Annotated in this window: 13 protein-coding genes, 1 other RNA gene and 1 riboswitch; all 14 genes read right to left on the bottom strand. The window is 30.4% G+C overall.

Annotated features, from left to right (window positions below; translation table 11 throughout):
• Positions 1–169 (bottom strand): MerR family transcriptional regulator (locus BM384_RS10825; RefSeq protein ID WP_242946016.1); only part of this gene is annotated, 169 nt, incomplete at its 3' end.
• Positions 170–510: 341 nt separating this feature from the next.
• The gene (locus tag BM384_RS10830) at positions 511–1,896 is read right to left on the bottom strand and encodes an aminopeptidase (RefSeq protein ID WP_090013572.1); all 1,386 of its coding nucleotides are present in this window, start codon (positions 1,894–1,896) and stop codon (positions 511–513) included.
• A gap of 16 nt (positions 1,897–1,912) precedes the next feature.
• The gene (gene hprK, locus BM384_RS10835) at positions 1,913–2,830 is read right to left on the bottom strand and encodes an HPr(Ser) kinase/phosphatase (protein ID WP_090013573.1); all 918 of its coding nucleotides are present in this window, start codon (positions 2,828–2,830) and stop codon (positions 1,913–1,915) included.
• An 18-nt stretch (positions 2,831–2,848) separates the two neighbouring features.
• Positions 2,849–3,037 carry a DUF896 domain-containing protein gene (locus tag BM384_RS10840; RefSeq protein WP_090013574.1) on the bottom strand — a complete coding sequence of 63 codons (189 nt, stop codon included), beginning with the start codon at positions 3,035–3,037 and terminating at the stop codon, positions 2,849–2,851.
• Positions 3,038–3,623: 586 nt separating this feature from the next.
• A non-coding RNA gene (gene ssrS / locus BM384_RS10850) (6S RNA) lies at positions 3,624–3,804 on the bottom strand.
• Between the two features lie 40 nt (positions 3,805–3,844).
• On the bottom strand, positions 3,845–4,240 hold the full coding sequence (locus BM384_RS10855; protein WP_090013578.1) for a hypothetical protein: 396 nt from the start codon (positions 4,238–4,240) through the stop codon (positions 3,845–3,847).
• 12 nt (positions 4,241–4,252) lie between these two features.
• On the bottom strand, positions 4,253–4,498 hold the full coding sequence (locus BM384_RS10860; protein ID WP_090013580.1) for a DUF1292 domain-containing protein: 246 nt from the start codon (positions 4,496–4,498) through the stop codon (positions 4,253–4,255).
• 133 nt (positions 4,499–4,631) lie between these two features.
• Positions 4,632–5,138 (bottom strand): ECF transporter S component, encoded by a 507-nt coding sequence (locus BM384_RS10865; protein WP_090013582.1) that lies wholly within the window; start codon positions 5,136–5,138, stop codon positions 4,632–4,634.
• A 67-nt stretch (positions 5,139–5,205) separates the two neighbouring features.
• Positions 5,206–7,593: a homocysteine S-methyltransferase family protein gene (locus BM384_RS10870; RefSeq protein WP_090013584.1), complete on the bottom strand. Its 2,388-nt coding sequence runs from the start codon at positions 7,591–7,593 to the stop codon at positions 5,206–5,208.
• Positions 7,583–8,284 (bottom strand): vitamin B12 dependent-methionine synthase activation domain-containing protein, encoded by a 702-nt coding sequence (locus BM384_RS10875; protein WP_090013586.1) that lies wholly within the window; start codon positions 8,282–8,284, stop codon positions 7,583–7,585. The genes BM384_RS10870 and BM384_RS10875 overlap by 11 nt, the downstream gene beginning before the upstream one ends.
• Positions 8,274–8,453, bottom strand: coding sequence for an S-ribosylhomocysteine lyase (locus BM384_RS10880; RefSeq protein ID WP_347455065.1), 180 nt, complete (start codon positions 8,451–8,453; stop codon positions 8,274–8,276). The genes BM384_RS10875 and BM384_RS10880 overlap by 11 nt, the downstream gene beginning before the upstream one ends.
• Positions 8,454–8,475: 22 nt before the next feature.
• Positions 8,476–9,351 (bottom strand): methylenetetrahydrofolate reductase [NAD(P)H], encoded by an 876-nt coding sequence (metF, locus tag BM384_RS10885; protein ID WP_090013588.1) that lies wholly within the window; start codon positions 9,349–9,351, stop codon positions 8,476–8,478.
• A 78-nt stretch (positions 9,352–9,429) separates the two neighbouring features.
• A riboswitch (SAM riboswitch) is annotated at positions 9,430–9,531 on the bottom strand.
• A 56-nt stretch (positions 9,532–9,587) separates the two neighbouring features.
• On the bottom strand, positions 9,588–10,544 hold the full coding sequence (locus BM384_RS10890) for an MraY family glycosyltransferase (RefSeq protein ID WP_090013589.1): 957 nt from the start codon (positions 10,542–10,544) through the stop codon (positions 9,588–9,590).
• A gap of 414 nt (positions 10,545–10,958) precedes the next feature.
• The gene (locus tag BM384_RS10895; RefSeq protein WP_090013591.1) at positions 10,959–13,394 is read right to left on the bottom strand and encodes a lipase family protein; all 2,436 of its coding nucleotides are present in this window, start codon (positions 13,392–13,394) and stop codon (positions 10,959–10,961) included.
• Positions 13,395–13,655: the final 261 nt, after the last annotated feature.

Below are 13,655 nucleotides of genomic sequence, written 5' to 3' on the forward strand. Positions count from 1 at the left end.
TAGTAATATTACTGATACCTTTAAATTCTAAATACTGGTCATAAGTATAGTACCTTCTATCTGTTGGAGTTCTTTTGGCTTTTAATATATCTTCTCTATCCCAACGTTGTAAAGTTTTCACACTTACACCTAGTAATTCTGCAAAGTCTTTAGGTTTATAATTAGTTATATGTTTATTCATGTTAATCTCACCTCTCGGGTACATATTAACATTTTCAAACACATTTGTACACCTTTTTATTAACTATAGACTTCCTCCTTTCACTAATATATTATAACTTAAAATTCTATTTTTTCCTTATAATAGAATCAATTAAAAATTTCTATGCTTTTTAGTATCTGCTATTTAAGAAATCATATACTTTGGTCTATATGAAAACACTTTTTCAAACTGAGCATAAATTGAAGAAATTGCACTCCCTTTTAAAATCCTAAAATAATATTTAATTTATATGCACAAAAAAACTGCTACTATTTTCATAGCAGCAGTTTCAAAATATCTATAAAATCTTATGCTTCTTGTAAGAATGCATAGTATCCCTTCATTGCTTCGTAAACATCAACTTTACTTACAATTTCCCATGGAGCATGCATATTTAATACAGCAACACCTGAATCAATAACATTCATGTTATAAGCAGCTGTAATGTAAGCGATAGTTCCACCGCCTCCTTGGTCAACTTTTCCAAGTTCAGCTGTTTGGAATGTTACATCATTCTTATCCATTATGTTTCTTAATTCAGCCATATATTCTGGGTTTGCATCGTTGCTTCCTGATTTTCCTCTTGCACCAGTGTATTTATTAAATACTATACCTTTTCCAAAGTATGCTGAGTTCTTCTTTTCCATAACTGATGGATAGTTTGGATCAAAAGCAGCACTTACGTCTGATGATAACATCTTAGAATTCTTTAATGCTCTTCTAAGTTTAATTTCAGAATAATCTCCGCATCTGTCCATTACTTCTGCAACAGTATTTTCGAAGAATTTAGAGTGCATTCCTGTAGCTCCAACGCTTCCTATTTCTTCTTTGTCAACTAAAAGACATACACAAGTCTTATCGCATTTTTCAAGTTTTAGCATAGCCATAAGTGAAGTATAAGAACATACTCTATCATCATGTCCATATGCCATAACCATACTTCTATCTAGACCATAATCTCTAGCTTTTCCTGCTGGTACAACTTCTATTTCAGCTGATAAGAAATCTTCTTCTTCAAAGTCATATTTGTCTTTTAATATCTTTAATATATTAGCTTTAACAGCATCCTTTTCTTCACCTTCTAAAGGCATGCTTCCAACTAGTACGTTAAGGTCTTCACCTTCAACTACCTTATCACCCTTCTTACCTAATTGAGTTTGTGATAAGTGAATTAAAAGATCTGATACTCCTATTACTGGATCTGATTCATCTTCACCAACTACTACATTGATTTTTGTACCATCTTTCTTAACCACAACACCATGTAATGCTAGAGGAAGAGTAACCCATTGATACTTCTTAATTCCTCCATAGTAGTGTGTATCAAGCATAGCCATTTCTGTATCTTCATATAAAGGATTTTGTTTTAAATCTAATCTTGGAGAATCTATATGTGCTCCTAATATCTTTAATCCTGATTGCATTTCTTCTTCACCAATTAAAAATAATGCAACAGCTTTTCCCATATTATTTGCATATACTTTGTCCCCAGCTTTTAGAGTTTCTCCATTAGCTATTACTTCTTCAAGATCTCTATAACCTGCTTCTTTTGCTAATCTTATAGTTTCATCAGCACATTCTCTTTCAGTCTTACAGTCAGACATGAATTTTTTGTACCCTTCATTGAAAGCAAATATTTCTTCTATTCCTTTTTTATCATACTTTTTCCAAGCATTTTGTATTTCTCTGCTCATCTTTCGATTCCTCCCCTTAGTTGCTATTTAAAGCTTCATTTTCCATTCTTTGTTCAATTACGTCAACTGGCGATATACTTGACATTAATTGATGTCTATAATTAACTGCAGCAGCCTCTATGATTACTGCAATATTACGACCTGGTCTTATTGGAACAGTTAACTTTTTAATTGGTACGCCTAGGATTTCTTCAAATTCATTTCTTAATCCAAGCCTATCATAATCATTATCATCTTTCCAATGTTCAAAGTGCATTATAATGTTAATCTTCTTTTTCTGTTGAACTGAACTTAGTCCATATAAAGAAGATACATCTATAATACCTATTCCTCTTACTTCTAACATACCAATAGTTACATTTGGCGAGCTACCAATAAGTTCCCCATCTATCTCTCTGATATCTACAGCGTCATCAGTAACAAGTCTATGCCCTCTCTTTATTAATTCTAGTGCTGTTTCACTTTTACCAATTCCACTTTCTCCTGTAATAAGAATTCCTATACCATATACATCAACTAATACCCCATGTAATCTTGTTTCTGGAGCTAGTTTATCTGCTAAGTACATTATAAGCTTATTCATAAGCTGAGTAGTTACTAAGTCACTTCTTAATAACCATACATTTTTCTTTTCAGCTTCTTTTACGAACTCTTCATGAGGTTCTAGATTTCTTGAAATAATAATGCAGTTTATGTCAAAGCTAAAATACTTCTTTATTCTTTTCTTTCTAACTTCTGGCTGCATATCATCAAGAAAACTCCACTCAGCTTTTCCTATTACTTGAATTCTTTCAGTTGCAAAGTAATTATAAAAACCTGCAAGCTGTAATCCTGGTCTATTTATATCATTAACTTTAATTTCTTGATTAGGCTTTCCTTCTTTTAGAATTTCTAAGTCTAAATCTTTAATAAGTTTTTCAACATTTACTGACAACTTAAATCCCCCCCAGATTTATTTTTTTCTAAGCTCAACCCCTTCTAGTTGACTTATAACATTACGTCTTACATTACTAAGATATCTTTTTCTTAATTTTTGTTGAAGTTCCTTTTCTTCAGCTGTTAAGCCTTCTTCTTGGCTCTTTTTATATAGTCTATTTATATGTTCTGTTACTTCTTCTATTTTCATTGCATCTATATTCATTGTTCCAATTCCTTAACTTCTCCATCATAAGATTATTTTACCCATAATTTATGACATTATCAACCTTTATGAGAAATAGCGCCATTATTTTTCGTCACTATTTTTCTTATGTTTTTCGTCACCATTCCCCACATAAACCTAGCAAAACAATAAAAATAATTTTAATTTGTGAAATTAATATTTTCTTTTGTAGTTTATTGTAGTTTATTGGTTAAAAGTTATAATTTACATTTTTCTCCAATATGTTATAATAATTCCATCAACACAATTATTTTTTTATGTAAAAAGAGGTGATATTATGTACAATTCACAACTAAATAAGAAAATTAACAGGAGAAAACTTCTTATTAATTTCTTACTTTTGTTTCTCTCTCCGACTAACATTATTATGGTTAAATTGTCAAAAGATCTTGATAAATTTATCTTTAAATATCAAGAAACAATTTATGAAAGATATACAAACAATGAATCTATAATAAGTTATTCGAAACTATTAGCATAGGTACTTCCCCCAAAGGACCTATGACCAACTAAAAAATTTAGTTAGAAAAAAACCTCAATAAAATTATTGAGGTTTTTTCTAAAGAATAACCCCAACATGCCGGTGCTTACATATTCAAAACCTGCTCCTCACAGGTGGGTTAAGCTCAATCTGATTCTGCCTTCTTCTAACTAAAAGGAAGCACGACATCCACAAGATATGTTGCAAATCCCGGACATAATATGTAGGTTGAATATTATAAGCTTGTCGCACACATCAGGAATTCATATATTCATTATAGCATAACCTATAAACATTTCAATAGATTATACGTAATCGTTTAACTCCTCTTCTAAATCTTCTTCATACTCCTCAGAACATACTATTGCTGCAAACTTCATATATTCAGAGCTGCTCGCATTATCTGGAATAATCTTAAGTAAGCTAGAAGTATTAAATTCTTCATTCATTTCTTCTAATATTTCTTCTAAAGTATCCTTTGCTATATCATATAAATATGCAAGATACCAATCTCTATACCACTCGTCACTGTCTTCTTCAACATCACTTTCTTCATTTGCATAAGCTCTTGCAGCTGACGTTTCATCTTGATCAAAATCATAATATAGCTTAAGAATAATACTTTCATCATCTGACTTTAATTCTTCAATTTCAGATATATCATTATCTTCTAAAAAATCAATAATATCTTGTGTATTCATCTTTATACCCTCCTAATATATTAATTTCTTATATTCTTTTTTAACTGCTAAGAATTCATTATCATCTTCAACTAAGTTTAGTTCTTCTTTGCCATCTTTATTATCAACTCTAAAAACAAATACATCATCACTATCCTCTTCATCTAAAGGTGCTAATAATAAGTATTCCTTTTCCTTAACAAATATTCTTGCTACTGCTTCAAAATCAACTTTATTTCCATCTTCGTCTCTAAAAGACATTATTTCTTTATCTTCCATTTTTGCACTTCTTTCCTAACTTATTTCAAAATTTAAGACACTTATATTATAAGTGTCTTAATTAAATATTATTTTACATTAACTTTTATTATTTCTCAACTAATTATATAATTTTACATATTTTTACCTGAGCCTACGAAAAAATATAAAAGTCTTTTCTTCCAGCCTTAGCAGAAGCCTTTACAATAATTAAAGATAAAAACGCATCTACACTATGATGTAACATAGCTCCTACGCAAGTAACTATAAGAAGCTTATAAAGATCTAAACCTACAAATGGTATTGATACAAGCATTTCTAAGCCACCATGAATAGGTGCAGTGATTATTGCTGCCATTAAATAATTTTTTCTTTTAGCTATTATTTTAGCTCCAACATAACCTACCAAAATATGCGTTGCTGCTCTTAGAACTACTACTATATCAAGACCAGTAAATAAAAATCCTAAAGTAGACCCTAATCCAACAGTAACTGCTACCCCTGGTGATATTAACATAGCCACAAACATTGGAACATGGGCAGCTAAAGTTGCACTAAATGGTGGTATATATACCCTTAAAAACGAAAATTGAACAGGAATAATAATAGCCATAGCTGTAAGTAATGATGCATACACCATCTTTTTTGTCTTGTTATTCATTTTATACTCCCCCTATGTTTAAACATATATCTAACATAGTATACAGTATAATATATCTCGTGTAAATCTAAGCAAATACTTCTTTAGCTACTTCTACAGACTCCTTTGCATCTTTAGAATAATAATCTGCACCTATCTTCATTGCATATTCAGGAGTTAATACAGCTCCACCAACAAATATCTTACCCTTATAATTGTTATCATGTAGAGCCTTTATAGTTTCCTCCATACTCTTTAATGTTGTTGTCATAAGGGCACTAAGCCCTACAAGCTTAATATCATTTTCTATAGCTTCCTTTACTACCGTTTCAACAGGAACATCCTTACCAAGGTCAATAACTTCATATCCGTAGTTTTCTAATATTACTTTTACAATATTTTTACCTATATCATGAATATCTCCCTTAACTGTTGCCATTATTATTTTCCCCTTAGAGATGCTGTTTGCATTGTTTTGTGCAAGATTAACCTTTAAAACTTCAAAGGCTTCCTTTACAGTTTCTGCAGCTTGTATAAGCTGAGGTAAGAACAATTCACCCTTTTCATATTTTTCCCCAACAATATCTAAGGCAGGTATAAGAAGTCCATTAACTATTTCTAATTCTGTCTTTTCTGAAAGCAGTCTTTTTGTTTCCGCAGCTGCCTCTTCTCTTAAACCTTTAATAACTATATATTTTAGATCTTTTTCCACAGCATTTTCTTCCTTTTTAGCAGATGTTAAAGTACCTCTTTCAACCTGAGCATTTCCATATAGTGAAATGTATTTTTCAGCTCCCTTATCCATATTAGCAAGTACCTTATAAGAATTAACTACATCCATCATTCCTTGGCTGTTAGGATTCATTATAGGTAAATCTAACCCATTAGCTAAGGCTGAAGCAAGGAAAGTTTCATTAATAAGCTGTCTATAAGGAAGACCAAAGGATATGTTTGAAACTCCTAATAAAGTTTTTACTCCTAACTTTTCATGAACCATTCTAACTGCCTTTAAAGTCTCCTGTACTTCTTTTTGCTGTGCAGAAGCTGTAAGCACAAGGCAGTCAATAAATACATCCTCTTTCTTTATTCCATATTCTAAAGCTCTATTAACTATTTTTTCTGCTATTGCAAATCTCTCTTCTGCTGTTGGAGGTATTCCTTTTTCATCAAGAGTAAGACCTATTACACTTGCTCCATACTTTTTAATAAGAGGAAGGATTGTATCTAACTTTTCATCTTCCCCATTAACTGAGTTTACTGAAGGCTTACCATTATAAATTCTTAATGCTGCTTCTAAGGTATTAGCATCTGAAGAATCTAATTGAATGGGAACATTTAAAATACTTTGAATTTCTTTAACAACTTTAAGCATTGTTTCTGTTTCATTAATATCAGGAAGACCAACATTTACATCTAAAATATCTGCTCCTGCTTCTACCTGGTCTATAGCTTGCTTTAAAATATATTCAATATTATTATCCCTTAAAGCCTGCTGGAATATTTTTTTACCTGTAGGATTTATTCTTTCTCCTACAACTTTAACTTCATCAATTTTAACCATGTTTGAAGGTGTACATACGCATGAATATTTTTCATTATGTCTTTTAACAATACTTCTAGTATCTGCAAGTTCTCTAAGCTTTCTTGTAAACTCTGGAGTTGTTCCACAGCATCCTCCAATTATACTTACACCTAAATCAAGATAAGTTTCCATAACCTTTGAGAAATCTTCAGCTGAAACATTATAAACTGCCATGCCATCTACAACCTCTGGAAGACCTGCATTTGGCTGAGCTAGTACAGGTATATCACAGGCTTTTGTTATTTTTTCTATCATAGGGTATAATTCTTCAGGTCCTAAAGAGCAGTTTACTCCTACAGCATCAGCTCCTAAAGAACTTAATACTACTGCCATACTTTCTGGAGTACATCCAGTAAATGTTCTTCCATTAGCCTCAAAGGACATTGAAACAAACACAGGAAGAGCACTATTCTCTTTAGCTGCTAATAAGGCCGCCTTAGCTTCATATAAATCTGTCATAGTTTCAATAATTATTAAATCAGCACCAGATTTAACCCCTTGAACTATTTGTCTTTTAAAAATTTCATAGGCCTCTTCAAATTTTAATGTTCCCATAGGTTCTAAAAGCTGACCTATTGGTCCTACATCTAAGGCTACATAAGCATCAGCTTTAGTGGCAGCTTCCTTTGCAAGTTTTACTGCAGAGTCTATTATCTCTTCCACAGAAAACCCTGTACCATGGAGTTTTAGTTCATTAGCACCAAAGGTATTTGTTGTTAATACCATAGCACCATTTATAATATACTCCTCATATACTTCTCTTAATACCTTCTTATCTTTTATATTTAGTAGTTCTGGATTTTCTCCAAGCTTCAAACCTTTTTCCTGAAGCATTGTCCCCATAGCTCCATCAAAAACTAAAATATTATTTTTTATAAAATCTCTAAGATCCACAAACAAGCCCCTCTCTTCTAAAGCTACAACTTTCGTAATTTTTACATACTTCACAGCCTCTTCTTTTTTCTTCTTTATCTTTTGGAATAAAGCCAATAATAGCCGTTACAGATTTCCTTGGAAATAATAGAAAATGTGATGATACTGTAAGTCCTATACGTCTTTGTGCATTTAAGGTATCTATTAAATCTTTTTGCACATCTAAAGGAAGATCTCCATAACCAGGACTATATCTAAAAGTTATGCCAAAATTATCTTTAGCAGCTTCATTTTTTACCTTTTCTTCTATCATATCACATATTTCTTCAACTGCAGTAGTTGCACAGGAATCTAATATCAAAGCTTTAGTAAGACTAATCTTTTGATATAACTTAATTCTCTGTTCTATTCTATTTCCAACTGTAACAGCCATCAGTACACATTCTTTCGAATTTTCAAGGTGTTTTTTTATATCATCTCCTGTAAGAATAAGTTTTGTGCCATTAAAATAAACCCCATCTTCCTTATGCTCTATGGAATATTTACTATATACAAATTTAGGTTCAATAAGTTCTTTGCTTTCTTCTATAATTGAGTCTATTAACTCATCTAAAGATTTATCTATACTTTGTTTTTGTGCTTTATAACCTAAATACCTAAGAACTTCATCCTTAGGTATTTCTAAACTTTCAAATGTTTTGTTATTCTCCATATATATTTAAAGAAAATCCTTCATCTAATACTTTTTTTGCACATTCTTTTGCACCAAACAAAGATAAATCTCTATAATTTTCACATTGAACCTCATTTGCAGCTGGAATAGATGTATATTTTAAAGCTTTCTTCATATGATTTAAATCAAAACTTTCTACCTTTTCCATCTATTTTTCCTCCTTAGTTGTTTTATAATCTATTTTCTGAATTTAGTATATTTTTAATACTGCCTGTAATTTTATTAGCTAAGTATGAATTATTCATTACATACAAATGAATACCATCTACTCCGCTTGATATTAAATCTACTATTTGTTCAACTGAGTATGCAATTCCAGCATCTCTTAATGCTTCAGCATCGTGTTCATACCTATCCATAATTTTCATAAATTTCTTTGGAAGAGTTGCTCCACTCATTGAAATCATTCTTTCAATTTGTTTTTTATTTGTTACTGGCATAATTCCAGCTTCTATAGGAATAACAATACCTGTTCTATCTGCCTCTTCTTTAAATCTATAAAAAGCTTCATTATCAAAGAATAATTGTGATATAAAATAAGATGCCCCTGCGTCTTGTTTTCTTTTCATATTAAGAACTTCATTAACTAGTCCTTTTCTTTCTAAATGTCCTTCTGGATAGCAAGCTGCAGCCATATTAAACTCTGTATTATCTATATAATCTATAAGATCTGATGCATAAGAAAATTCCCCTTTAACTTCACCACTGCGTGGAATATCTCCTCTTAATGCAAGGATATTTTCTATATTATTTTCCTTTAAAGATTTTAGATAACAATCTATATCTGCCTTAGTTGAATTGATACAAGTTAAATGTGCTACTGATTCAATGTTATACTTATTTTTAACTAAGGATGATAATTCTATTGTCTTATTATCTTGAACACTTCCACCTGCCCCATAAGTAACACTAATATAATCTGGATTTAGTCCTGTTAATTCATCTAATGTTTTATATATTGTCTCAATTGACGATGTTGTTTTTGGTGGAAATATTTCGAAAGAAAAAACTGTCTTCTTTCTATCAAATATTTCTTTAATCTTCATATTTTTGCCCCCTTAAATAAAAAATGCCCAAAGGATTATTCCTCTAGGCATATACTAAACTACTCAAATAAAAATCAACACTTATCTTTCAGCTATGCTGCAGGAATTAGCACCAAGTATATAAACAATACCGGTTGCTGGGTTTCATCGGGCCAGTCCCTCCACCTCTCATGATAAGAAACTATTCAATTTACTTCATTATATACTATTTTTATGTATTTGTGAACATCTATTTTCTAATTTTTCAACAGTAATAAAAAAATAGATATTGCACTGCATATAAAACTGATTGTTAAAATTAAGCTAACTGTTTGATTTATAGTTAAACCTTTTTCTGCAAGTCTAAAATGCATCTGACTTCTATCAGCTTGATATACAGGTTTTCCTTCTTTAAATCTCTTGTATATTACAAATATATTATCAAATATTGGTACTGCTAATGCTAATATTGGTATAAATATACTTAAAACTGTTGCTTGCTTAAAAGCCCCATCTATAGCTATAACACTTAATAAAAATCCTACTAGATTTGCACCTGAATCCCCCATGAATACTCGTGCTGGGTGTACATTATATACTAAAAATCCTATTAAAGATCCTGCTAAAATTATAGATATTGTTGCAGACTCTCCTTGCCCTAGTATTATAGCTGCAAAGAAAAAAGTCATGGCTGATATTAATGATATTCCTCCCGCAAGTCCATCCATACCATCAGACCAATTAATTACTGTAGTAACTCCAAAAATCCATGTAACTGTCAATATAAATTGTACTGTATAGGATAGCTCAACATATATTCCTGTAAAGGGGTTTGTAAACCCTTCAAAGGCTATACCCGCTTTAAAAACAAGAGCTGCTGCCAAAAGCTGAACTATAAGTCTTGGATATATGGGAAATTCTTTACCAACAGTTTTATAATAATCATCTACAAGTCCAATTAAAAGTATTAATGTAGCTGATATGAATACCCACATATTTTCAGTCTTATCCAGACTATTTCTCATAGAAATAAAATAAACCACAAAAAAACCTATATAGATTCCCACTCCACCACATAAAGGTATCGGTTCTTTATGCTTTTTCCTTTTCGTTGGTTTATCTGTAAAACCTAACTTTTTTGCTATCTTCATTAATAGAGGCATAATAAAGTAAACAATTAAGAAAGTAATTACAAGTTGTAATAAATAATGCATAGTAACTCTACTCCTTAAATATTTCTGTCTTTCATTTATGTCTTCCTTAGTCTCTATATGAATTATACTATTCTGGACTTTTTTTATCAATTACAAAAATATTAATTTATATTATGCATAAATGTAGTCTATGCTGCTTTTAACACTTAATTTACAAAAACTGCATAGACTACATATTACTTAATTTTATTATTTTCTATTTATAAATAGATTTATAATACCAGCTGTAATAAAACTTATTAAGCCTATAATACAAAAGATAGAATACAAAGAAAACCTTCCTAAGCTATTTAAAGCCTCTAAACCTATTTCTCTAGAACTATTTTCTCTAAGAGCTAATACTCCAAATAGTATTATCCACAAAAAATCTATTAAATAAAATATTTTAATTTTTTTTATAATTTTCCCTCCTAACTAAATGTGTTTAGCTAGTAGATAATAAGATTCTGGATAGTGTGGATGTGCAAGGCCTCCAATACCTGATTTTATAATACCTGTCTTTGCCTTTTCATATCTATCTGCTATATTAAGCTCAACTCCAAAACGATAAGCATTTATTTTATTTGCCATGAAGGCTGCTAAAAGCTGCATAAAATATTCTGGCTGTTGACAAACAGTAAAATCCCAACCAGCTATCCATTTACCTGTATATCTTGTTATGGCACAATAGGAAAGAGCATTACTAGGTATCTTAGCTATAGCTTCTTCTCTGCTATTTTTTGACATGCCATAATTTCTAATAGTTATATTATTACTACTGCCATCCCCATGACATTTGCATGTATAAACATAAGCATCATTTCTAGTTTTCATTATTCCTGCAAGTGCATTTACTGTATCATCCATTCCAAAATAATCATTATCATAATCCCATATATCAGTTAAAGTTTCCCACTCTTTTTCATAATTAGATGCAATACTTATCTTATAAGACTTTCCATAATGCTTAAATCCCCATTGCTTTGTAGGTAAATAAGGAATAAGATCATCTTTATTTAGGACATTAAATATACCAGGATAAGCATTAGTATCTTCAGCATTAGATGCAGTTGTTGTAGCTGGTGATGCAAAAGTATAAGCATAAACATCCTTTGATCCATCATCTAATCTTGCTCCTAATACATTAGCAATAGAAGCTCCTCTAGAATGCCCTGTTACCCAGTAGGTTTTAGATGCATTTTTATCTATAAAAGACTTATTTTCATATTCATCTAAAAACTTTAATATTCTAGTTGCAGCAGTGTCAAATCCCTTATGATTTGCTGTAACTTTCCAATCTACAAATCTACTTTTCTCAAGCGTGCTTCCCACATCAAAATTGCTTGTCCATTCTTCTATGCTTCCATTAGTTCCTCTTACTACTATAACTATTATTTCTTTAGTAACCCCATTATAAGTTACATTTTTATGCCCTATATATATTTCAGATAAATCTGAATCATTATATCTTGTTGATAAATTATAGTTTGTTATATCTTTAATACCATGCAGAGCCATAAATCCACTTATATCTAGGCCATTGTATGTAGATCCTGGATATATAACTGTTGAAAATAAAGAAGATATTTCAGCTATATTTCTATTATACTGTTTATTTGTAGCAAAAAAGTTTCTATAGTCCATAGTATAGGATACTTTTGAAGTTGCAAATTTTGTTTTTAACTTTCCTGAGAAACTATTATTAGTAGGATTTGAATCTGAACTATTTTCTATTCCATCATAATCTGTATCTGTATTTACTGCAGCTTCTGATTTAGCAAAGGAATAAGATTCCTCATTTAACACAACTGGTGTTTCTTCATACTCTTCTTTGTTAACTACTAAATAAATACCTTCATCAGTAATGTCTGAAGATAAAATTTTGTTATCTTTATCTATATTTGTATCTAATAATTTAAATTCTTCATCTTTATAATTACATATACAAAGGTTATCAATATCAGCTTCCTTATATTCTTCATAATTAAACTTTAAAGTAAGCTCGTCCATCTTTTCTTTTTGGGAGGATATTTCTATTGCTCCATCCTTAACTCCTCTTACATTTTCAATTGGAGTAATATCATATTCACTAACAAATACATCTCTATCAATACATCCAGATACTTGTCCATTAATTGAGACCTTAAAATCTTTTGGGTTTTCTAAAAGAATAGTAGACATACCTTCCTCAGATAAATTCTGATTGATTTTTCTTTCATTATCATTAGTAATTCCATCTGTACTTATTTTATTTGGATCTAACCCTAGCTTTCTTTCATCTCCATCATATATATTGTCACCATCTGTGTCTGCTTTTACTGGAGATGTTTTAAATCTATTTACTTCATCACTATCCTTAATACCATCCTTATCAGTATCCTCTTCAGTAGGACTTGTACCATTTTTAATTTCTTCACCATTTACAAGGCCATCTTTATCTATATCTTCATCAATATCATTGATACCATTATTATCAGTATCAACAGAATTAGGGCTTAACCCCATTTTTACTTCTAAGTAATCATCTAAACCATCATCATCTGTATCTAATTTTTCAGGATCTGCTCCAAATATTTCTTCTAAACCATCGCTTAACCCATCATTATCATTATCCTTACCCTCTTCTTTTCCAATATTTTTATTTGAATTTTTTGAAGGAATCTCATCTTTTGAATTTATTTCTATCTTGCTTATATCTGATAATACTGGATTGTCTGCAATTGATGTGCTAACTACTGTATTATCTTCGTCATAATTTTTTTCTGTTTCCTTTTCATTAGTATTGTTTATTGCTTTCATATTAATATTACTTACTAGTAATACTGACATAGTCAAAAGAAGCAGTTTTCCTATTAACTTCTTTCTTTTCATTTTTTCTCCCCCTTTTTTTACCATAAATTACATTTTTATTATATCATGTTCGAATTCAATATGAAAATACTAAATTAATAATTTTATGTTTAATTTATTTTAATATTAGCTCTAAAATAGGGTATTTCATAATTGAGCCAACAAAAAGGCTGTATTATGAATAAAAGTGATAAAATATGTCAATCATCTTAACAAAGATTTTTTAGGAGATGATATATTTGAATTCGTATGAGTATTACAATAAAGTATTAGAAATGATAA

The organism is Clostridium sp. DSM 8431 (assembly GCF_900116755.1).
Taxonomy (GTDB): Bacteria; Bacillota; Clostridia; order Clostridiales; family Clostridiaceae; genus Clostridium.